The organism is Citrobacter sp. MGH100 (assembly GCF_001034465.1).
In the GTDB taxonomy this organism is placed as follows: Bacteria; Pseudomonadota; Gammaproteobacteria; order Enterobacterales; family Enterobacteriaceae; genus Citrobacter; species Citrobacter youngae.
Window position 1 is genome coordinate 556,803 of the sequence record NZ_KQ089801.1, and the last position, 21,744, is coordinate 578,546.

17 protein-coding genes are annotated in these 21,744 nt (G+C 48.3%); 7 read left to right on the top strand and 10 right to left on the bottom strand.

Annotation, left to right across the window (positions count from 1 at the left end; all coding sequences use genetic code 11):
• Window positions 1-67: 67 nt before the first annotated feature.
• Both SK32_RS14225 and dpaL read right to left on the bottom strand, forming a co-directional pair.
• On the bottom strand, window positions 68-1,252 hold the full coding sequence (locus SK32_RS14225) for a YgeY family selenium metabolism-linked hydrolase (protein WP_048212963.1): 1,185 nt from the start codon (window positions 1,250-1,252) through the stop codon (window positions 68-70).
• Between the two features lie 33 nt (window positions 1,253-1,285).
• Window positions 1,286-2,500, bottom strand: a complete 1,215-nt coding sequence (dpaL, locus tag SK32_RS14230) for a diaminopropionate ammonia-lyase (RefSeq protein WP_048213489.1) — start codon at window positions 2,498-2,500, stop codon at window positions 1,286-1,288.
• Between the two features lie 380 nt (window positions 2,501-2,880).
• Here dpaL and SK32_RS14235 point away from each other — a divergent pair, with 380 nt between their 5' ends.
• From SK32_RS14235 to galE, 7 genes are all read left to right on the top strand, one after another.
• Window positions 2,881-4,629, top strand: a complete 1,749-nt coding sequence (locus tag SK32_RS14235) for a sigma-54 interaction domain-containing protein (RefSeq protein WP_048212964.1) — start codon at window positions 2,881-2,883, stop codon at window positions 4,627-4,629.
• 334 nt (window positions 4,630-4,963) lie between these two features.
• Window positions 4,964-5,902: a transcriptional regulator MelR gene (gene melR / locus SK32_RS14240; RefSeq protein ID WP_048212965.1), complete on the top strand. Its 939-nt coding sequence runs from the start codon at window positions 4,964-4,966 to the stop codon at window positions 5,900-5,902.
• Window positions 5,903-6,096: 194 nt separating this feature from the next.
• Entirely contained in the window at window positions 6,097-7,557 is a 1,461-nt protein-coding gene (gene nhaC / locus SK32_RS14245) for a Na+/H+ antiporter NhaC (protein WP_048212966.1), read from the top strand.
• A 141-nt stretch (window positions 7,558-7,698) separates the two neighbouring features.
• Entirely contained in the window at window positions 7,699-8,871 is a 1,173-nt protein-coding gene (locus SK32_RS14250; protein ID WP_048212967.1) for a MalY/PatB family protein, read from the top strand.
• Between the two features lie 155 nt (window positions 8,872-9,026).
• A complete protein-coding gene (locus SK32_RS14255; RefSeq protein WP_005122990.1) occupies window positions 9,027-9,662 on the top strand; it encodes a carbonic anhydrase in 636 nt (211 codons plus the stop codon).
• Window positions 9,663-9,815: 153 nt separating this feature from the next.
• Window positions 9,816-10,754: a glucosamine inositolphosphorylceramide transferase family protein gene (locus SK32_RS14260; protein WP_048212968.1), complete on the top strand. Its 939-nt coding sequence runs from the start codon at window positions 9,816-9,818 to the stop codon at window positions 10,752-10,754.
• A 65-nt stretch (window positions 10,755-10,819) separates the two neighbouring features.
• Window positions 10,820-11,836: a UDP-glucose 4-epimerase GalE gene (gene galE, locus SK32_RS14265; RefSeq protein WP_048212969.1), complete on the top strand. Its 1,017-nt coding sequence runs from the start codon at window positions 10,820-10,822 to the stop codon at window positions 11,834-11,836.
• A 47-nt stretch (window positions 11,837-11,883) separates the two neighbouring features.
• Here galE and SK32_RS14270 read toward each other — a convergent pair whose 3' ends face one another.
• Genes SK32_RS14270 through SK32_RS14305 form a run of 8 tightly spaced genes read right to left on the bottom strand, consistent with a single transcriptional unit; the run spans window position 11,884 to window position 21,743 of the window.
• A complete protein-coding gene (locus SK32_RS14270; protein WP_048212970.1) occupies window positions 11,884-13,275 on the bottom strand; it encodes a DUF4832 domain-containing protein in 1,392 nt (463 codons plus the stop codon).
• Window positions 13,276-13,306: 31 nt separating this feature from the next.
• Window positions 13,307-13,714: a membrane protein gene (locus SK32_RS14275; RefSeq protein ID WP_048212971.1), complete on the bottom strand. Its 408-nt coding sequence runs from the start codon at window positions 13,712-13,714 to the stop codon at window positions 13,307-13,309.
• A gap of 2 nt (window positions 13,715-13,716) precedes the next feature.
• A complete protein-coding gene (locus SK32_RS14280; RefSeq protein WP_048212972.1) occupies window positions 13,717-14,829 on the bottom strand; it encodes a glycosyltransferase family 4 protein in 1,113 nt (370 codons plus the stop codon).
• A gap of 1 nt (window position 14,830) precedes the next feature.
• On the bottom strand, window positions 14,831-16,042 hold the full coding sequence (locus tag SK32_RS14285; RefSeq protein ID WP_048212973.1) for a glycosyltransferase family 4 protein: 1,212 nt from the start codon (window positions 16,040-16,042) through the stop codon (window positions 14,831-14,833).
• 14 nt (window positions 16,043-16,056) lie between these two features.
• A complete protein-coding gene (locus tag SK32_RS14290; RefSeq protein ID WP_048212974.1) occupies window positions 16,057-17,046 on the bottom strand; it encodes a glycosyltransferase family 2 protein in 990 nt (329 codons plus the stop codon).
• Window positions 17,036-18,421: a hypothetical protein gene (locus SK32_RS14295; RefSeq protein WP_048212975.1), complete on the bottom strand. Its 1,386-nt coding sequence runs from the start codon at window positions 18,419-18,421 to the stop codon at window positions 17,036-17,038. Before SK32_RS14295 ends, SK32_RS14290 begins: the two co-directional genes overlap by 11 nt.
• On the bottom strand, window positions 18,418-19,629 hold the full coding sequence (locus SK32_RS14300) for a lipopolysaccharide biosynthesis protein (RefSeq protein ID WP_048212976.1): 1,212 nt from the start codon (window positions 19,627-19,629) through the stop codon (window positions 18,418-18,420). Before SK32_RS14300 ends, SK32_RS14295 begins: the two co-directional genes overlap by 4 nt.
• A complete protein-coding gene (locus SK32_RS14305) occupies window positions 19,626-21,743 on the bottom strand; it encodes a GumC family protein (protein ID WP_048212977.1) in 2,118 nt (705 codons plus the stop codon). Before SK32_RS14305 ends, SK32_RS14300 begins: the two co-directional genes overlap by 4 nt.
• Between the last annotated feature and the right edge of the window lies 1 nt (window position 21,744).

Genomic DNA, 21,744 nt, shown 5'->3' on the forward strand with positions numbered 1-21,744 from the left:
GTTATTCTCCATTGCGGTGCCGCGTAGCAGCACCACCTGTAAGGTAAGAGGTATTTATCTTTATTTTTTAACGGCGATAGAGTGTCTGGATTATGCTGTAATAGCCGCGGGCCGATCCGGTCAACTGATCAATCTCGATATACTCGTCGATGGTATGCGCCAGGTTTTCACGCGACGGCCCAAACCCGATGGTTTTGATTCCCGCTTCGCCCGCATAGTGGCTGCCGTTAGTGCAAAATGAGTACTGAGTAATCGTTGGCGAGAAACCCGCTTCGCGAACGCCTGCCAGAGCGGCCTGCACGAACTCGTCAGACTCGTCGTACACCCAGCCAGGGAAGAACCGCTCTCCCTCAATGGTGGCGCCGGTATAGCAAGACTCCTTGCCAACCGCGTAAGAGACGCGGGCTTTGAACTGCGGGTCTTGGGCGGTTAGCTCCGCAAGTGCATTTTCCAGTGGCGCAATAACACTTTCTTTGGTTTCGCCCACCAGCAAGCGGCGATCGTAAGTGGCGCGGCAGTAATCCGGCACCACTGATGCGCCAGGATACGGCGACGATTTAATGTCTGTCAGTTCCAGGATACCGGGGCCAAGAACCGGGTGGGTTGGCGGAGTAATGGTGCGAATTTTGTCGATCAACTGCGCCATTTTGTACACCGCGTTAATTCCTGCCTGCGGGTTGGCGGAGTGGGCAGGTTTACCAAAGGTTTCAACCACAATTTCAGCACGACCACGCTGGCCGATTTTCAGATTCAGTTCAGAAGCTTCGCCAATAATGACGTAATCAGGCTGATAGCGCTCACTGACCAGACGAGCGGCAATGCCTTCAAAACACTCTTCATGAACGATACAGGCGACGTAAATTTTCCCGGCGAAATTACGCTGAGTATCCTGGCCGAAAAAACCTACGGCAGAGATCATCGCAGCAACAGCACCTTTCATATCGGTGGTGCCACGGCCATAAATTTTGCCATCGTCAATATCACCGCCGTACGGGTTGCGGGTCCACTTCTCTTCGTTCACCGGCACAGTATCAATATGACCATCCAGAACCAGCGTTTTCCCCGGCTGATTTCCCACAATACCGCCAACGATATTGCCGTATTTATCAACATGGATGTCGTCGAACTGGTAATGCTGCATCATTATTTTTATGGCATTTACCACGTCCCCTTCCTGACCTGAATAACTTTTTTGCTGGATCAGCGCCTGGCAATTTTTAATAACTTCTTCAATACGGGTTGCAGATAACATGGGGTTTCTCCGTTAATACTCTCAATCAGGAAATTATTTATTGATGCGCGGGTACTGACCGCCCCAGACAATATCCAAATATTGTTGCGGGTCGGTATCACCTTCAGTACTTATCAGCAACACGCGGGAATGCTCATCAAGACCCAGTTGCTCACGGGTTTGGGCCAAATCCGGGGAGGTCATCAACAGCGCCAGAAGACCTGTCGTGACGGCCCCAGACTCACCTGAAATAATTTGTGGGTCGCCCGCCAGCGGGTTGCCCAACATACGCATGCCCAGCGCCGCGACTTCATCAGGGCAGGAAGCAAATGCGGTGGCATAATCACGCAGTAACTTCCAGCCAATGCTGTTTGCCTCACCACAGGCCAGACCCGCCATCACGGTCTGTAAATCGCCGCCTACCGCAACAGCATCCCCCTCTTTTGCACGGGCTGAACGGTAGAGACAGTCGGCAATTAACGCTTCGGCGACGATCACTTTCGGACGATTTTCGCCCCATGCGGCCGTCACCATACCCTGCACCATTCCCGCAAATGAACCCACACCAGCCTGAACGAAAACATGCGTCGGGGCGACCTGATGGAGTTGATCAATCGCTTCCAGCATCAGCGTGCCGTAGCCCTGCATAATCCACTGCGGGATCTTTTCGTACCCTTCCCAGGCCGTGTCCTGCACAACGATCCAGCCATACTTTTGCGCCTGATCTGCGGTCATACGCACGGCATCGTCATAGTTCATATCCACGATTTCAGCGGTAGCGCCTTCATTGCGGATAGATGCCAGCCGCTGCTGTGAAGATCCTTTCGGCATGTAAACCACCGCATTTTGCTTTAGCTGGCGCGCCATCCACGCCACTCCGCGCCCGTGGTTACCATCGGTGGTGGTGGCAAACGTCACGGTCTTCAGGTCATGGCGTACTGCTTCACTGGTCATGACATCAAACGGCAATTCACTGATATCCTTCCCCACTAATTCCGCGATATGGCATGCCATCGCGTAGGCGCCGCCCAGCGCTTTGAACGCTTTCAGGCCAAAACGTTGAGACTCATCTTTGAGGTAAATATTTTTTACGCCCAGTTTTTGTGAAAGTGCCGGCAACGTATACAGCGGTGTTGGAGCGTATCCCGGAATAGACCGATGAAAATTCAACGCTTTTACCAGTTCCTGGCGACTAAAGGGGGCCAGAGGTGCGTTAGGGTGCTCGGTAAACGGCGTCTGGTTGATAAAAAATGATAAGTTTTGCTGCATCATAAAACCTCATTATCCTGGTAATTCATTCCCTGTAATCGGTGTAATACAGAGTTATTTACGCTATCGGTAATCCATAAAAGCAAAATGCTTACCAGTTTTTTAGAGAATGAGGAAAAAACTAGAAATAATTTAATAAATTCTTTTATTTCAATAAATTAATCAACTTTTAATGGTAGCAAGGTAAAAACAGCCGTCATTAGTTTATCGCCTGGTTTTGATAAATTCTCATAAATGATAAATAGTGTGATCACGAAGGATAAAATTAAAAAAACATCCAAAAACAATACGCTAGATTGATTTTTCGCAAATCAATTTTGCAATGATTCGCCTATTTATCATTTTCCTTGAGAAATGAGACACCTTACCGGAGAAGTATCATGATTTCAGTACTGAGCAATATCCAGGATGATATATGCAATTATGCCGACGCTATTTCCGGCATTACCGGGACTGATGTAGAAATCATTGATGAATCTTTAATGCGCATTGCTGGCACCGGTAAATACCGACATATGCTCAATGAGAACGTGGCAAAAAATGGTTATATCTATCGGCATGTTTTGCAGGTCCGTGAGACGGTTTTGATCAAAAACCCCGGTGAACATCCTCTATGTCAACTGTGTGAAAAACACCATTACTGCTCTGAAATGCTGGATTTGAACGCCCCTATTTTTCTCAATAACCGCGTCATTGGGGTGATCGGCATTATTTGCTCAACGCAAACACAGCGTGACACTTTGCTTAGCCAGATCGATAAATTTGTCACGTTTATAGAGCAAATTGCCGTCATGATCTCCAGTAAGGTCTTTGAATGCCTGGAACGCTTACGCGCGCAGGAGACGCTCGGTGCCTTTCGTCGTCTGATTGATGCAATGGATCGCGGCGTTGTGGCCATCGATGGCAAGGGCCGCATCTGGCATGCCAACCATTCAGCAGATCGCATACTTAACCGTGAAGTTCAGGGATTACCTCTGACCATTGAAACGACCGGAGACAGTTTGTATGGCGATGAGGAAGCATGGCTGACGCTTGAAGGGCAAAAACACCATGTGCTGTGTAAACAAATCTCGCTCTCGTCACTGGATAACGACCGATTAACTATGGTTATCTTTCGCGATGCGCACGACTATCTGAGCACGATTGCTCCCTCGCCATATGAGTCTGACACACAGGTGCGTCTTATTGGCCATTCCCCCTCAATGGAACAACTCAGAAGTACCATTAGCAAAATCGCCAACAGCTACGCCAGTGTACTGATCACCGGGGAAAGTGGTTCAGGTAAAGAAGTTGTGGCATTTGCTATTCATCAGAGCAGCCCGCGTAAAGCCGCCCCTTTCGTGACCATCAACTGCGCCGCTATCCCTGAACAACTCCTGGAAAGCGAACTGTTTGGCTACGTACGCGGCGCATTCAGCGGTGCCGATCCCAAAGGCCGTGTGGGAAAATTTGAGCTGGCCAATGGGGGTAGCCTGTTCCTCGACGAGATTGGCGATATGCCACTGCATTTGCAGGCCAAGCTGCTCAGGGTACTGCAGGAAAAAGCCATCACCCGTGTGGGGTCTAACAACACCATCAATATTGACGTGCGGATTATTGCCGCAACCAACAAAAACATCAGCGCGATGGTCGAGAATAATCAGTTTCGTGAAGATCTTTTCTATCGCCTGAACGTGGTGCCATTGGTTCTCCCTTCCCTGCGCGAGCGACGGGCGGATATCGCCGTCCTGGCACAATATTTTGCCGATGAATTCTCGCTAAGCTACCAGCGACCGCCGCAAAAACTTCCCGATGATGTTATTAACCGCCTTTATGCCTGGCACTGGCCGGGCAACATCCGTGAACTGCGCAACGTCATCGAGTACATTTTTGTCATGCGCGGAGAAGCCGCCGGGATCAACGCCAGCCATCTGCCCCCTTACCTGCTTACCGCAGCCGATGGCAGAAAAAGCACAATGATGGCGCAACCTCGCCAGCTTGCCCACCAGGGCAAACAAGCAGAAAGAGATGCCATTGAAAACGTCATACAGCGATTTGGTTCAAGCGTTGAGGGTAAGAAACAAGCCGCGACAGAACTGGGGATCAGCATTGCGACGCTGTACCGAAAAATAAAACTCTATGGCTTATGAGCCTCGCCTTCTCAACGACAAAATCCGCATTATCCAATACTGCCGATCATCAATGCTCGCTTATCGGCCTACGGTTTACAGGCTTTAGTAGGCCGGATAGGGCGTCAGAGCCGCCATCCCGCAGATACAGCAAAGTCCCTTATGGTTGAGCGCTTTTAAAATTAAAACTCGCCATTCCCGCTATCTCAGATCGGCAATCAACAGGCACAGGATCTGAGTTTTTGGGAATAATTTCGCGAAAATGGAGAGAAAACGGTGATTTTTTTCGGTTAAGCTATGTGCATGCTTTGGCGCTACCTCATGGTCAAATTCACTCTTCAGGAACCAACCCGTAATGGCTAAAAGTATTCCGCAGCTGCCGCATGATCCCCATATGTGTCGCAGCTATGAAAAAAAGACTCGTAGCCCACTGGCACTCTATTCAGAGTATCAGCGTATGGATGTCGAGTTGCGGGAGCCGCTGGCCATGACTTACAGTCACTGGCATGGCCAGGTTGAAGTGAATGTGCCATTTGATGGTGATGTTGAGTACCTGTTCAATGACGAAGTGGTACAGAGCAAACAAGGCTTTATCACACTGTTCTGGGCGTGTACCCCTCATCAGCTCACGAATGCCGGGCACTGTAAGCAAATGGCTATCTTCAACTTGCCCATGCATTTATTTTTGTCCTGGCCGCTGGATAGAGAGCTGATTAATCACGTGACGCACGGCAGGGTGATTACCTCATCGGCATCCCAGCAGCTTAGCGTTTTTGAGGTTCAACGTTGGCAAAATGAACTCAACAGCGATAACGAACAGATTCGTCAGTTAGCCATTGATGAAATCGCCCTGATGCTCAAGCGGTTTAGCCTCTCAGGCTGGCGGACAGTATTGGGAAACCAAACTGCACGAACCCAGAAGAATAGCATTTCGCGGCATTCACAATTTTACGTCAGCCAGATGCTGGAATTTATTGCCGCCAACTGTGACAAATTGCTGACCGTCGAGGCCATTGCCGATCACGTCAAACTTAATCCTAATTATGCGATGGGTATCTTTCATCGCGTAATGCAACTGACGATGAAACAATATATTACGGCGATGCGCATCAACCATGTACGGGCATTACTCAGCGACACCGATAAAACCATTCTGGATATCGCGATGATTGCGGGTTTTCGCTCCAGCAGTCGATTTTATAGCTCATTTCATAAATACGTCGGTATGCCGCCTCAGCAGTATCGCAAGCTCAGCCAGCAACGCCGAAATCATCCACCTTATGCGGAGGGATAATTGACTATCAAATCTATCTCTTATTTTACTGCTGAAATATGAACATCATAATAGCAGGCCAGAAAAGATCGCCTGAAACAGTTAATAAAATAGAGTTCGTTCAACAACTCACGTAACTACGCCACTCCGTTATTGATTGGCCTGTAGCAGGTATTTCTTTGGCTTGTTCAACCGTTAACGATTGGGATGGAATTATGGAACAAAATAGCTGTACCTCACACTACAGAAAAAAACTCTCTTTCTTTTGGTCAGTATTACCTATGGTGATCATGCTGGGCGGGATTAGCATCGGATATTTTATATTCAATATTCGTGCCGAACCTATGATCCTGATGGGAACGGCAGCCGCTTCATTTATCGCCATTGCTCATGGTTATACATGGGATGATATTCTGCAATCGATTTGCAATAAAATATCAGAAGCACTGCCAGTCATTCTAATTGTCGCCAGTATCGGGTTTTTGATTGGCTCCTGGATGGCATCAGGTACCATCCCGATGATGATCTATTATGGTTTGAAGTGGATTAACCCTCAGTATTTTTATATTTCAGCATTTATGCTGGGGGCATTGATCTCAGTGTGTACCGGCACCTCATGGGGTTCCATTGGTACCGTCGGAATTGCCATGATTGGTGTGGCCATTGGCCTTAATGTCTCTCTGCCCATCGCCGCTGGAGCCATTGTTTCAGGTTGCTGGTTTGGCGATAAACTCTCGCCGGTCTCTGATTCAACCAATATGGCGGCGCTGGCTGCCGGTGTAAATCTGTACTCCCATATTGGCCATTTGCTGTGGACTACCGGTCCGGGATTCATTATTTGCTGCGTGGTTTATAGCTATATGGGAATGGGCATTGATGCCGCTGTCAGTGCACCAGAAAATATCACCCAGTTAATGAACGCTATCGGCCAGATTTATCAGTTCAACCTTCTGTTGTTGCTACCACCGATTATAGTTTTGTACGGCTCACTGTCGAAAAAACCGCCTATCCCGATGTTGTTTTTGTCCACCATCGTATCAATGATTCTGGCTCTGGTTTTTCAACAATTCAGCGCATCTTCGGTCGGTGAATCCGTGGTCAGCGGCTTTAAGCTCGCGATGCTTACCGGAGACCCTGTTCCTGCACTGTCATCTGATGTCTCGCGCTTATTAGAGCGAGGCGGCGCAATCTCTATGTTCAGCAGTTTTGTGACCGTCTTCAGCGCCTTTAGTTTTGCTGGCGCCATGAGTGCGACTGGCTCCCTGTACACGGTTATTAACGCGCTGACAAAAGGGGTTAAATCAACATTCCGCCTGGTCGCTACCACCATTGTTACGACGTTCACCATCTGCGCCTGTACCGCCAATGGAACCTTACCGTTGTTATTGTGCGGCGATGCCTTTAAAGATGAATACAAAAAACGTGGACTGGCCGCGAAGAACCTTTCGCGAACCACCGAAGATGCCGGAACCGTTGTCGAACCTATTATTCCATGGTCTGCTTCTGGTGTTTATTGCGCCACGATGCTGGGCGTGACAACTCTTGATTACCTGCCATGGGCAATTCTATGTTACAGCGGCGTCATCTTTGCATTGCTGTGGGCAGCAACCGGTATTGGCATTGCTAAATATGAGTCTAATGAACTGACTACCAATAGAGTTGAACAAGAATCATAAAGTGATAAATAGCTAAAGACAGCTATCACCAGGGGTATTTTACTATATCAACCAGATATGTACATGACGTGTGCATAAAAATCTCTGGTTTATTTCACGCGGCTTAAATTATTTATTTCAGAGACTATCCAGGAGTTAGCAATGTCTTTGTTTGATGATATTGTCACAAGGGATGTTAATTGTCGTAAATACGGGCAATTACAACAGATGTACGGTACCACCGATGTATTACCGCTGTGGATTGCAGATATGGATTTTGCGACACCAGAGCCAATTATGAGCACGCTGCGTTCGGTGGTGTCGCAGCCTGTTCAGGGCTATAACCTGGATTATCCGCAATGGAAAGAGTCCGTTATCCAGTGGTACGCAAAACAATATAATGCAGAGATTAAATCGCACTGGCTGCATTTTGTTCCCGGCGTTATAAAAACCATTGTCATGTCCTTGCTGGCACTTACCCGCACGGGAGACAATATATTAACCTGTACCCCAATATATGACCCCTACCCTAACCTGGTGAAAACCAGCGGCAGGCATTTACTCCAGACCCGCCTTATTGAAAAAGACGGTTGCTATGAATTTGACTGGCAAGATTTCGGCGAGAAACTTAAACAGTGCAAAATGTTTCTTTTTCCCTCGCCACACAATCCTGGTGGAATGGTGTGGTCACGGGAAACGCTTGAAAAAATCAGCCACTATTGCCAGCAGGCTGGCGTCATCATTCTCTCCGATGAAGTGCATAGCGATTTAACCCTGCCAGGTAAGCAACACCTACCCTTTTTTACCCTCGATGACGCAGCAGGGTGTCAGTCAATCGTACTGACCTCTGTTAGCAAGACCTTCAACACGGCGGCGATCCAGGGAGGGATAGCCATTATAAAGAATGATGAACTGCGTCACCGGTTCTATCATTTTCTCGATAACTGTTATCTTGCAGAGACTCACTCACTGCAACAGGCAACGATTTATAGCGCCTATACCCATTGCGGTGACTGGCACCGGGAGTTATTGGATTATCTGGCTGATAACGTGGCATTTGTTAGAAATGAAATCGAAATGCACTGTCCGTTGATCTCGATTGTCTATGGTGGCGCATCCTATTTGCTCTTTCTGAATGCCGAAAAAATGGCGCTTAGCGAGACGCAGCTAAGCGATTTTTTTGTCCATGAAGCCAGACTTGGCCTGTCACCGGGGTCACAATATGGTCCCGGCGGAGAGGGGCACATGCGTCTGAACGTTGGCTGCCCGCGCGCCGTCCTGGTGGACGCAATGAACAGACTAAAAACGGCATACCAGAAACGGCAGAACATGTAACGCAGACCGCTACGCTTGCCCTGCACCGTCAGGGCAACATTGCCCAAAGATAGTGACCGAACTGCTATAAAGTCTTTCCCTTCTGTCGGCTGGTGTTAAACTGGAAAGTGTGATCTTCATCATAACCTGCTTAAACAGAGAAAAGAGACACTGCTATGCAACATATCATTGAGGGCTTCCTCAACTTCCAAAAAGAGATTTTCCCTCAACGTAAGGAACTCTTCCGCAGCCTGGCATCCAGCCAGAATCCTAAAGCGCTTTTCATCTCCTGTTCTGACAGCCGACTGGTGCCAGAGTTAGTGACGCAGCAAGAGCCAGGACAGCTTTTCGTTATCCGTAACGCCGGTAATATCGTACCGTCTTTTGGCCCGGAGCCTGGCGGCGTGTCTGCGACCATTGAGTACGCGGTCGTTGCTTTAGGCGTGACGGATATCGTTATCTGTGGTCACTCCAACTGCGGCGCGATGAAAGCCATCGCAGAAAGCCAACCCCTGGATCCGATGCCTGCTGTCGCCCACTGGTTGCACTATGCCGATGCCGCGAAAGCCGTGGTTGAAAAGAAAACCTGGGCTAACGAAATCGATAAAGTGAATGCCATGGTGGAAGAAAACGTGATTGCCCAGTTGAACAACATTAAAACGCATCCTTGCGTGGCTGTTGGCCTGCGTAACAACGCGATTCGTCTGCACGGGTGGGTCTACGACATCGAAAGCGGAGAAATTCGTACTCTGGATAAGAACAGCAAAACTTACGTTTCGCTGGCCGATAATCCACACGTCCATTTCGAGTAAATCAGTACTGGAGCACGGATGCTCTGGCAATCCTCCCACTACGATTTCTGTCAGTAGACAAACATGGCTCTTGCGACTAGCTTTTAAACTAGCCATCAGTGTGGCCGTCGTGGAACCCGCAATAGATTAAGCGATAAAAAGGAGCAGGTACGCATGCGAACGAAAAATAACAGACTGATTAATATGTTATTTTTTCATGAGTCGTGGGATATTATGATCCTGAAAAATAATGGTTCGCATACCTTTCCCACTAACACGCTGGAAATTCTGAACCGCACCCGAGCCCAACAGCTCAAAAAGAAATATACCTTTCAGGCCGATCCTTTCATTATTGAAAAAGACAATAAAGTTTATGTTTTTTATGAAGCACTAAGCTTTCGTAATTCGCAAGGTATTCTGCGCTGCCGTATCCTTGATGCTAACCTGGTTGAGCTTGAGGATGTGAAACTCGACGGTTTTGATAACCTAAAATGCCATTTATCATTTCCTTTTTTATTTTACAGCAACGATCAGCTTTTCATGATCCCGGAGTCTTCAGAAAGGAAAGAGGTTATCTTATTCCAGTCGATAGAGTTCCCTACGCGCTGGAAACAGGTAAAAGTATTAGTACCTGACCAGGCGCTCACCGATAACGTCGTCGTCTCGTTGCATGAAAATCTTTATCTTTTATCCACCACGATGGAAGATGAGTTAGTTATCCATACAGCCAGTGATGTAACCGGGCCATGGCAAAAAATAGTGCCAACGCTTAACCTGTCGAATCAACACCCCCGGGGCGCTGGCGCACCACACTGCGTTGATAATAAACTCTATTTCCTCACTCAGGAATGCACACCAGAGACGTACGGAAAGTCTGTTTATATCAAAGAGCTAATCACGCTTAACGCATCCAGCTTTGATGAGCGTTTGATTGCGCAGATCAATGCCAGCATCAACCAAAGCGAGGGCGTCCACACGCTGAACTTCACCAATAACTATATCGTGTATGACAGTAAGATAAGCAAATTCAGCCTGTTTTCTATACTTAAAAAAATATCTTATAAATGCCGGGTGAAATATCGGAATTTTTACCTTAACCGACGCCACCAATAACGTTTATTTATGCGGTGGCATTAATGAATTAATGATAGTTTGCAAAAAATATATCTGGAGACTGTATGGCAATTTTAGTCACTGGTGGTGCTGGTTATATTGGCTCACATACCGTGCTGACGCTTCTGGAAAGAGGTGATGATGTTGTGGTCATCGATAACCTTTCCAACTCCTCACAAACATCCCTGGACAGGGTTGCGGAACTGACCGGTAAAGCGCCCATCGTTTATATTGCTGATGTGCTGAACAACGATGTTCTGAAAACGATTTTCTCTAACCATAACATCACCGATGTCATTCATTTTGCTGGATTAAAATCAGTTTCAGAATCCATAAAAGAGCCGCTTGCCTACTATGACAATAATGTCACCGGCACGCTGGTTTTACTGCGTGAGATGCTGGCTGCGGGAGTGAAGCACTTTATTTTCAGCTCTTCCGCCACGGTATACGGCAACCCGGAAAGCGTTCCATTAAGTGAACAATCGCCAACCGGTGGTACCACCAATCCGTATGGCACATCAAAATTCATGGTCGAGCAAATTCTGGCAGACTTTTCCCGCGCACAGCCCGATTTCCGAATCACCTGCCTACGCTACTTTAACCCAGTCGGCGCGCATCCATCGGGCAGGATTGGCGAAGATCCGAATGGTATCCCCAACAATCTGGTACCGTATATTTCTCAGGTGGCGATTGGCAAGCTGGAAAGCGTGTCGGTCTATGGAAATGACTATCCAACCCCTGACGGCACCGGTGTGCGTGATTACATCCATGTGATGGATCTGGCAACTGGCCATTTAGCGGCACTGGATTGCCAGGAAAAAGGTGCGGCATACAAAGTCATCAACCTCGGTACCGGTATCGGGTATTCCGTACTTAACCTGATTGCAGCCTTCGAGAAAGCGGCGCAAACCCGCATTAATTATAAGATTGTGGCCAGAAGGCCCGGGGATATTGCCGAGTGTTGGTCAGACCCGTCGTTAGCACGAAAAGAGTTGGGATGGCAGGCCATCTACACCCTGGATGAAATGATACGCGACACCTGGAACTGGCAAAAAAACAATCCAGATGGCTATCACGTTTAATTTTTAACGATAAGGAGCCTGGTTGCCAGGCTCCTTACTATGGCAGGCTATTTCACCGTTACCGCAGAGACGCGATACCAACCGTTGCTCTGCTTCCCTTCATTGGCAAAGTGAATTCTTGCCGCACCGGTTTTATCCACTATCGCCGTCTCAATAGCATATTTCCCTTTCGGCAGCGTCCCGGGCATCGGCATCGGGTAACTCAGTGAGTACTTTCCGGGCAGCCAGTGACGTATATCTTCCGGGGCATTCCCTTGTGCCACCACCTTATTGGCCTCATCGACCAGACGAAATGCCAGCGTGTAGGGCAAGTAAATCGGCGCGTTACCCTCATTATACCAGGTGCTTGTCAGGGTGAATTCTTGTCCACCTTCCCAGACGGACTCGTGGCTCAGAGATGCTAAGCGAAACCGATAGCCCAGTTTTGTCAGTGCCTCGTCGACAATCGGACGATACTCACGGGGCACTGTTCTTGATTTCAGGTTAATCGTACTGGTATGTTGCTTCACCGCCCAGTCAAAAATCCCCTGCACTTCCGCTCGCGTATAGTGAAACGTATTTTTCCAGTCCTGCATGTACGAGCAGATCTCAAAGCTCACTGGCGCATGTTTCCAGGCATCATTAAATCCTGAATAGCTTTTCTGTGCGGCCTGCAGCCGTTGCGGATAATCATCCGCCATATGGTTCCAGGAAGCAGAAAACACGCGGAGATCGCCCAGGCAGTCCGCACGCCAGCCTGCCCCGCGCGCGACCGCATTCGCCAGACTTTGCCCACCACTCATCAGCATGATTTTTGGCGTACTGGGGAAAGCCGTAAAATGCATCGTCACATAGCGGTCCAACTGTGCCGTGGTATAGCGCTCCAGCAATGGCTTCAGCATCGGGAAGTTGCTGTTATGCCACTCTCCCCACGACCCCACCATGCCGATATCCACGAAAGCCAGGTTCTCGTTACCATCATAGCGTTTACCCATCGCGTTCAGCAGGCGCTGGCTATATTCAATAAATAGGGGATCGTCTAAATCAGGGATAAAGGTTTTTTTGTCAGGCGTCCAGGTTCCCTTTACGCCTTTGTTAATCAACCAGTCAGGAATTTGTGAACCGGTTTCCGGCTCAGCAAGCGCCATAAACCGCAGTCCGACGTTCATCGCTGGTCGATGCGCCGCGGCATACTTAAAAGCGTCATCAACCAGTGAAAAATTGTACTGGCCTTCGACAGGCTCAAGGTCACGCCAGTAAAAGCGCTCATATTCAAAGCCGGTGTCGGGATAATCCGCCAGTCCAAGCGTTTCACCATATCCTTGATGAAAGCTGGCGACCCCGATACCTGGGTTTGTCAGTGGGCCCGTCAATGCTTTGGGGGTTACGGTCGTTAATGCGGCCAATACCGTCAGCGGACAGAACAGACACAACAGCGCAGAAAACCATTTACACTTCATCGCAGTGACGCCCTCCACAGGTTTGATAACACTAGCGGTCTTTCAGGCTTAACCACCAGTCCCAGATACCAACGTGAAAATGTTGGAATACATCAATACCCAATGCGGATTTGATCATATATAGCGTCAGTAATACGCAGCAGGTGACAAACAACGTGCCTAGCAGCAGCAAAAAAGTGAGCAACATGGTCGATAAGGTCGACTCCTGACGATGCCGCTGACGTAAGTCTCTGCCGAATAAAAAAACCAGATAAAAGCGTTTACCGAAAAATGGAAAACTTCTGCGAATATCGATCCGATGTCTTGATGCCAGAGTGCTGGCGACGATCGCTTTCTCGATCCCGCCTTTTTGTTCCGGAGTCAGTCCCTCCGATATATGCTCATCAAGTTGCGCATAAAATCGTTCGATGACGGGGGGGCGATTCTGAGGACTGGTCAAAATTAACCTATATCTTTATCAATTGAGTGATAGACATTGACTGTTTTTCTGGCAATTTCCTGCCAGTCATAATTTTGCAAATAGACACGATAGTCCACGCTATTTGCGCTGGCCCAGGCGGTTAATTTCTCAGCAAGGCTGGACAATGAGCCGACCCGAAAATAGGCCTCAGACGGCAACTGCACTTCCAAATTTGCGGGAATGTCGCTCACCACCGCCGGAAGGGAATACGACATCGCCTCCAGAAGTGCAATCGGTAGCCCTTCATGGTAGGAAGGCATAACGAACAGCCTGGCCTGCGAAAACACCGCCTGAAGTTCATCTCCCCTTAAAAACCCGGTCATCACCACACCAGGGGTATCAGCGGCAAGTTGCTTGAGTCGAATACTGTATTCCGTTGGGTGATCTGCATCGCCAATGAGCACTAGCGGCTGTTGCAAACCACTTAGTTTGTACGCAGAGATGGCATCATGCATCCCCTTTTCTTCCACAAACCGTCCGACCACCACGAAATAGTTTTTCGCCTCGAGTCCAAAGCGGGAAAGCGTGGCATGAAGGGTTTGATCTGACAACGGACGGGGCTTATTGACGCCGTTGAAAATCAAATGCGCATCATAGCGAGCATGTTTTTTCTGAATTAGTTGGTTAATAACCTCAGAAATCACTATCACCTCATTGGCATATCTCACCGCCCAGCGTTCACCCAGCAGCAATATTTTTTTGGCGACGAATCCCCATTTTTGACGATCGTAATCAGGTCCGTGGTGGGTAAAAACCACCTTCTTACCTAACACGCGTAATAATGGGATCACCAAACCCGGTCCTATCGCATGGACATGCACAATATCAGAACGGTCGACACAGGTTCTAAACGCCGCTAAAACGGAATGCACAATCGCTTCCAGTGACCGTTTTTTGGGAGCCCATAGCGCATAGGTCTCAACTTTCTTATAAGAAGATCGTTTGTAGCTAACATACGGCGAGCGGGCGATCACACAAATATCAACGTCAAACTGTTGTTTAATCGCCGGATAAAGATTCTGGCAGTGGGTTTCCACACCGCCCAATACATCCGGAATACCGCGGGTACCAAAAACCGTTATTTTTTTACTCATTCTATGGCCTGCCCAGAAGTTCTTTATATAACGCCTGTAAGGTATCCATATGTTTGCTAAGCGCATATTTTTCACTCAGGCGTGCGCGCCCCCGTAAGCCCATGACACGAGCTTTATCCGGGTCATCAACCAGAGTATCCATCGCCTTCGCCAGTTCCTGCGCATTACCCGGCTCAAATAAAACCCCTTCAATACCGTCACGTATTTGTTCGGGGATCCCGCCAATGCGCGCCCCGATCACCGGTTTCGCGAAAGACATCGCCTCCAGCACCGCCATTGAGCAGTTTTCATAACATTCAGAGGGGAGGATCACCACACGGGCATGCTTAATGAGCTGATTGAGGGCATCCCCTTGTTGTACATAACCTAAAAACTCAGCTTCCGGGTATTTCGCCACTAACTCGTCATGCAACGGACCGTGCCCCACTATTTTCAGCGGAGCCGGGTTACGCATTTTCTGATGAGCGGCCAGCAACGTTGCCACACCCTTTTCACGGCTCAGGCGGCCGAAGTACAGTATATAACCGTCATCGACGACCTCATCGATGGGCTGGCTATCATCAACACCATTGACGATCACATCGATTCGTGATTTCGGCAACGTGCGGAGTAACACGCCGCGTAGAAAGACGCTCGGTGAAACAATGACATCCAGAGCCTGATAATTTTGGGCAATGTATTGCCAGGTCGCTTCTAACGAGAGCAGCAAGCTTTTAGAGGCAGAGCCTTCCTGGCAGCGATAGCGGAAGGCATTGAAAACGGTACCGGTGATACAGGCATCACACACCTTCCCATCGCGTAACATGGAGTATGCAGGACAGACAATCTTATAGTCGTGCGCCGTCAGCACCGTTTTACAGCCAAAATTGCGCGCCACTTTAATCAACGCCGGCGTCAACTGATGGTAAATATTATGAAAGTGAACGATATCAGGGCGTTCTTTTTGTAAAAGCGCCAGCATTTTTTTGCAGGCCTGGGTGTTATGAATAAAGTTAACCGCGGTTTTGATGCCCCCCAACAGATTACTCTCTTTATGGTAATCGACATTGCTGACGAAATAATCCGCATAATCAGAGGGGAAATTTTTCTCATGCTGCATGGAAAAATCAATGACCTGCACACCAGCCTGTTTCAGCATGTCGCGTTCTTGAAAATAAACCGTTTCCGCGCCGCCTTTGATGAAAAAAAACTTGTTAACTAATAATACTTTCATGGCGCCTGCCCCGGTTATTCATGAATGATTTTATTGCTGGGCGGAGTCAGCGGATCGCGTACCGGATAAAAAATACCTTTGATCAACCCCGCTGAACGTACGATTAAATTAATAACGCTTTGCAGCCCATCTGTTAACGAGCGGTTTTGCACAATCTTCAACAAGGCAAATGCCAGTAAGGGTAGAAGCGCAACGGCAAACACGTTGATATTAAAGGTGAGCAGCGCAACAAATAAGAGAATAAGGTAGAGCGCAAATACCGCCTCATTCCTCACGATGTTGAATGACTGGGAAAACCAGGGTTTCCCCCAACTACAACGCAAAAGCTCACCCGGAGCCTGGTAATAACCGCTGGTCCAGCGGCGCGCCAGCATCTTAAACGTCGACAGCGTGTGTGACGTATGGCTGAAGTAAGGAATATCCAAACGCCGCAGTTTATAACCCGCTTCGATTAAACGCAGACCCAGCTCAGCTTCTTCATAAGCGTGCAAATTACGGTTGGTCAGATAACCAATTTTTTCAATTGCCGACCGACGATACAGTCCACCGCCTCCCAGATGATCGCTATCGCCAAGAGGATAGATTTTATTGATCCGCTGCTTACGAGACTTAAACTCATAGTTAACGGCATCATCCATTTCGACGGTACCGGCCACCCCGGCATAGTCCGGTTCCGCCTGCAAAAAGGCAACAGCCTGGTCAATGAAGCCATCTTCCAGCTCCATATCTCCATCCATCAGTAATAAATATTCCCCTTCGCTGTACAGATAGCCCAACTGATGGCCCACCCCACAACAGCGATCGCCTGGATCGGTGAGTGACACTACCGTGACGCCTTTATTGGCTGCCAACTGCTGGGTGTTATCTGTCGACAGACTGTCAGCCACAATAATTTTATGCGGATACCCGACCAACTGACGCCGAATGCTGTCGATCGTTTTCTCAATGCCTTTAGATTCGTTGAGCGTCTTAATACTCACTGAAATAAATGGCTTATTGTCCATACCATCCCCCTGCACTGCGAAGTACGGTTCGACGAATCACTAAGCTCGCCCCCAGCGATAAATAGAACAGGAACTGTAACATCGGCGTAATCATCAATATCTGGCTGTAAGGTAAGCTGATTAAACAACTGATAGCGAAAGCGTTAAACGCGGGCGCAAAGCTCAGTAACTGCAGATCCTGTTTATCCAGCTGTTCAAGCATCAATACTGGTTTTGGCTGACATACTTTCAGAATATAAATAAACAAGCCAATAAACAGCAGCGTGCCAATAATGCCAACTTCCCACAGCAGCATACTCAGCGCAGTCGAGTCTAAAATCAGGTTATAGATAATGTTCAAAAACCCAGGGGAGACCGTACTACCACTGTTTGTGGCATTAAGCCCATAGCCAAATAATGTGCCCGACAGTCCCCATAGATCGTTATTTTTTAACCAGAACAGAAACGTTGTGAAACGCCCCAACTCTCCGGTCGACATGATGTAGTTCGGATCAAAGATATAGCTCAATGAATCAATAAAAATGCTTAATGAGCCTTTTGTCGGATCGCTGCCAAAAGCGGAAGAGTAGTACCAGGCCAGTATCATAATCGACAGGCCGATGAGCACCAGCATTCCTGCCACAATGATAAATAACGTCTTCAGGTTTACCTTACTGACATCTTTAACATAGCTCGGCGATATCCACACCCATGCAAGAAATATCGGTGACAGCAGGATGACAAACTTGACCTCGCCAATGATGCATAACCCTATTCCAAGGATGATATGCAGCGCTGCGGATTTAAATGTCGCAAGCCCGTGCTTATATTCAGAGAGTTTCAGCAACATAATTAACAGGCAAAATAACCCCATCGCCGCCGTATTGCCGCCACCCATTGGATCTCCGCCGAATGTTCCGACCACGGAGTCCCATTTTTCATCTTCCCCGCGTACGGCCACACGCTGAGGAACAACCAGCAAAACCTGATAAATCATCACCGGGATTTGCGCATAGAACACCCAGTACAGATAGCGCGTCGCCCGATATATCTGCGATTCACGGCAAAAACCCAACAGCAAACAAACCATCACCAGCGATAACGCGATTTCGTTTTTGAAGGCCACAATTGCCACGGTGACCCCGCCCTGAATCAGGGTCGATGTTCCCGCCAGCACCAGAAAGGAAAAATACAGCGCAAGGATAATGGTTTCCTGTGCATCCAGACGCAGCGCCCCGTCTCGCGTCTGCATCACCAGTAATCCCACCATCAGCAATGTCAGGAAAAACGGGATCCACAACACGGACTGCATGCCGGTGAAATACTGCACCAGACCACACAGGATCAGCGTTATAAAGGTGTAGACCTGTAAATAATTTCCGGTATTCAGTGTCATGGCGTCACCGGCTTGTTTTTCAGGAGATTGGCCCGCTTGTTCATTTTCAGGTAAATGAACGCATAGCGAATAAATGTCAGTGAAGAGAACAATATTACTGACGCCGCATAATCATGGTAAAAATAGGGAACGACCACAAACGCCAGTAGCACAATCGCCAACTGTTCAAGTTGGATACGCAGAAAATAGCGGTGCGAGCCAAAAATAAGCTCAATCACCGTTAAAGGACTTATCGCCAGCGCCGGGAACAAATAGGGCAGCATGTAGCGCGACGTCTCAATGGAGTTAATCCAGTCTTCGCTAAAACCCAGGCGCATCACAATGGGATAGAAAATAAAGACGCCTAAGGTACAGACAACCCCCAACACTAGCAGCAGCATACGCACCTTCGTATACTCCTGATAATTGAAGGTGTTATTTCTAAAGTCGATGGACCATTTAGAAAAAATGGTATTGCGTACCGCGTTGCCGATAATCACTACCGGTGCCAGACAGAACCGGCTTACAACGGAAAAATACCCCGCCGTCAGCGCCGAAAACCAGAAGTTAATCAGCATAATAGGCAAGTTACTGCTCGCCATTGCCAGCACCTCAGCACTACCAACTTTAGTGATATGATGAATATTCTGTTTAAAAAATCGCAAATTACTTGCCGGGCGCAAATGCTGCGACGTCACCGAACGAATATCAAACGAATGAAAAATACAGCTAGTGGTCAGCAAAATCATGGCGCAGGCCCACGACCAGTAAAATGTCTGTACCTGGTGCGTGAGCAGTACCGAGAGCACCACCACCACGGAGACAGAAATACGCTGAAAGATTAGAAAATAAAAGTTGGCTGTCCGCAGCGATAAGTTTTCCGATATTAACGCCCACGCCGTTGAAAGCGTCAGCAAATAGAGAAACAGTATGTTCTGGTGAAACAACCACGCGGTCAGGACGGCATACGGTAACGCAATGAGCGCGCTTTGCAGCAAACAGAACACCACATTTTGCGCCAGCTCGTCATCCTGCTGTTTGGGAATCAACAGCTGTGAGGCAAAGGTACACACCTGTGCCCCCACCACCGCGATACTGTAGTTGAGCGCATACAGCCCAACCTCAGCCATATCGTACTTATGTGAGATCAACCAGATAGACAGCGCACCAATCAGCTGCGAAACGACTGATGAACTGGCTATCGTAGAAGCGCTCTTCAGTAAACTCATACACGACCTGGCGTAGTCATCAGTTGGTCAGTATTGAAGTTCAATGAGCGCAACCCTTCCTGCGTTTCAAGGTTTTTTTCTTCGACCGCATTCAACACTGCGCCAATCACCACGCCCTGATAATCCTCAATCTTATCCAGTGCGCTGGCGATATTCTCCGCAGAACCGGTTCCGGCTTTCACGATAAAGATAACCCCATCAACGGCTCGTTTGATCAGTTGGATATCCTGACTTTGATTCACCGCTGCAACGTCAATAATAATGCGTTGATACTGCGACTTCAGTTCGCGCATCACGGGTTCAACGCGCTCTGACGACAGCATCAGTAACGAGGAAATAGTCGTCTTACCGTGGGGAATGAAATCAAGATTTTCAGTGATCTTAACCCGTACCTTTTCAAGTGGAGCCTCTCCCTGCAACAGCTCCGCCACACCCGCAGAAGTCGCTGATGCCAGTTCAGAAGACAGGCCGTTGGTATTGAAGAAATCAGCATCAATAAGCAACGTTTTCTGATCGAAGCTGAATGAACTGGCCAACAGATTCGCCAACAGGGAGCGCCCTTCACCCTGCTCCGCCGAAGTAATAGCGACCGTCTGCAGCGATCGATTATCCAGCATAATTCGGGTGCGAATACCGTGGATGATATCGGCATTCAGCGGGTTCTTCAGTATCATATCCCGAACCTGCGCGCGTCCCGAAGTGCCGGTAAACCGACGAATTTCGCCCAATGGCTCGACATTGAGACGTTTCTTCAGACGGCTCAGGGTACTAATTGAATTATCCATTGCCGCTTTGACGATGAAATACATGATGCTGAATACCACAACCAGCATCACCACCATCACGAGCAGCAACGATTTATTCGGCTTAGACGGCTTTAACGGGGGAACGGCTGGATCATACAGCACCGCATCCGCATTAACCCCGGACAGCGACAATTCCTGAGTCCTCTGATAAAGCGTCTTATACAGATCTTCCATTTTATCTAACGCCAATTTTTGGCTGTTCCAGGCATCCCGTTTTGATGCCATCTTCTGGAAGATCTCTTTTTGCTCAGCAACCTGCTGCTGGTAATTCTTTTCATCGGCCAGCGCAGCCAAATACTGCTGACGTAAGCCAAGTTTTAACTCACCCAGTACCCGACCCGTTTGATTTTGGATTGATTGCACATCGGCTTCTGCTTTTAAAATATTGGCACTTTTAGGCCCATACACTTTGCGCAGTTCCGACAACGTGCGCTGCGCCTGAATCAGCGCAATGCGTAAATCCTGAATTTGCGCATGATCAGAAACTGATGGCAGCGAAATGATATCGCCTGAAGATTTCCCTCGGCTATTTACTTCATTGTAAACAGACTCCGCGGCGACACGGCGTTGGGTCGCATCGGCAAGACGGTTGGTCACAATGCTTAACTGCTCTGTTTCAAAACCATCAATACCACGGAAGGTCAGCAGCCCAGAGTTTTTCAGGTAGCTATCCATTTCCTCTTTTTGTTTCGCTATCGATTTCTGAATCTCTTCCATTTTTTCAAAGTTGAGATTGCGAGCCTGCTCTGCTTTCAGACGCTTTTGTTCTACCGTGTAGTTGATAAAGGCCTGAGCGACACCATTGGCTATCTCAGCTGAAAGTTGAGGCGAGGAAGATTCATAAGAAATAGAGGCCAGATTAGTGGTACGGATACCGATGACCTTCAGATCTTTCGACAATGTTTTCAGCGCCTGATCAACCCTCAGTTGCTGATCTTCACTACCAGAGCCGGGCTTCACCCCGGTAAAATCCGGGTTTTCATCCAGCTTCAGATCGCGGACCGCCTGCTCGAGGATAATGCGTGACTGCATCAGCGCATATTGCGTTTCGTAATATCCACTACGCGTTGAATCAAAACCATCCACCTGTGGAAACGGCGAAACGTTATCAGCTTGTGCCTTAATCAGCACCGTCGCCGTCGAGACATATTTTGATGACATCATGCTGATCAAGGGATACGCCACTACCCCGGCAATAATGCCGGCCAGCGCGATTTTCCAGGCATTCTTTTTCAGTTCTTTGGCAAAGCGGGAGAAATCGACGGAGTTTTCTCGTTGCTTGCCGTTTTCCACTATAGATAGTTTCATC

Excerpts from the sequence above, each read along its gene's own strand:
- SK32_RS14225 (WP_048212963.1), bottom strand. The coding sequence starts at position 1,252 with ATGTTATCTGCAACCCGTATTGAAGAAGTTATTAAAAATTGCCAGGCG.
- dpaL (WP_048213489.1), bottom strand. The coding sequence starts at position 2,500 with ATGCAGCAAAACTTATCATTTTTTATCAACCAGACGCCGTTTACCGAG.
- SK32_RS14235 (WP_048212964.1), top strand. The coding sequence starts at position 2,881 with ATGATTTCAGTACTGAGCAATATCCAGGATGATATATGCAATTATGCC.
- melR (WP_048212965.1), top strand. The coding sequence starts at position 4,964 with ATGGCTAAAAGTATTCCGCAGCTGCCGCATGATCCCCATATGTGTCGC.
- nhaC (WP_048212966.1), top strand. The coding sequence starts at position 6,097 with ATGGAACAAAATAGCTGTACCTCACACTACAGAAAAAAACTCTCTTTC.
- SK32_RS14250 (WP_048212967.1), top strand. The coding sequence starts at position 7,699 with ATGTCTTTGTTTGATGATATTGTCACAAGGGATGTTAATTGTCGTAAA.
- SK32_RS14255 (WP_005122990.1), top strand. The coding sequence starts at position 9,027 with ATGCAACATATCATTGAGGGCTTCCTCAACTTCCAAAAAGAGATTTTC.
- SK32_RS14260 (WP_048212968.1), top strand. The coding sequence starts at position 9,816 with ATGCGAACGAAAAATAACAGACTGATTAATATGTTATTTTTTCATGAG.
- galE (WP_048212969.1), top strand. The coding sequence starts at position 10,820 with ATGGCAATTTTAGTCACTGGTGGTGCTGGTTATATTGGCTCACATACC.
- SK32_RS14270 (WP_048212970.1), bottom strand. The coding sequence starts at position 13,275 with ATGAAGTGTAAATGGTTTTCTGCGCTGTTGTGTCTGTTCTGTCCGCTG.
- SK32_RS14280 (WP_048212972.1), bottom strand. The coding sequence starts at position 14,829 with ATGAGTAAAAAAATAACGGTTTTTGGTACCCGCGGTATTCCGGATGTA.
- SK32_RS14285 (WP_048212973.1), bottom strand. The coding sequence starts at position 16,042 with ATGAAAGTATTATTAGTTAACAAGTTTTTTTTCATCAAAGGCGGCGCG.
- SK32_RS14290 (WP_048212974.1), bottom strand. The coding sequence starts at position 17,046 with ATGGACAATAAGCCATTTATTTCAGTGAGTATTAAGACGCTCAACGAA.
- SK32_RS14295 (WP_048212975.1), bottom strand. The coding sequence starts at position 18,421 with ATGACACTGAATACCGGAAATTATTTACAGGTCTACACCTTTATAACG.
- SK32_RS14300 (WP_048212976.1), bottom strand. The coding sequence starts at position 19,629 with ATGAGTTTACTGAAGAGCGCTTCTACGATAGCCAGTTCATCAGTCGTT.
- SK32_RS14305 (WP_048212977.1), bottom strand. The coding sequence starts at position 21,743 with ATGAAACTATCTATAGTGGAAAACGGCAAGCAACGAGAAAACTCCGTC.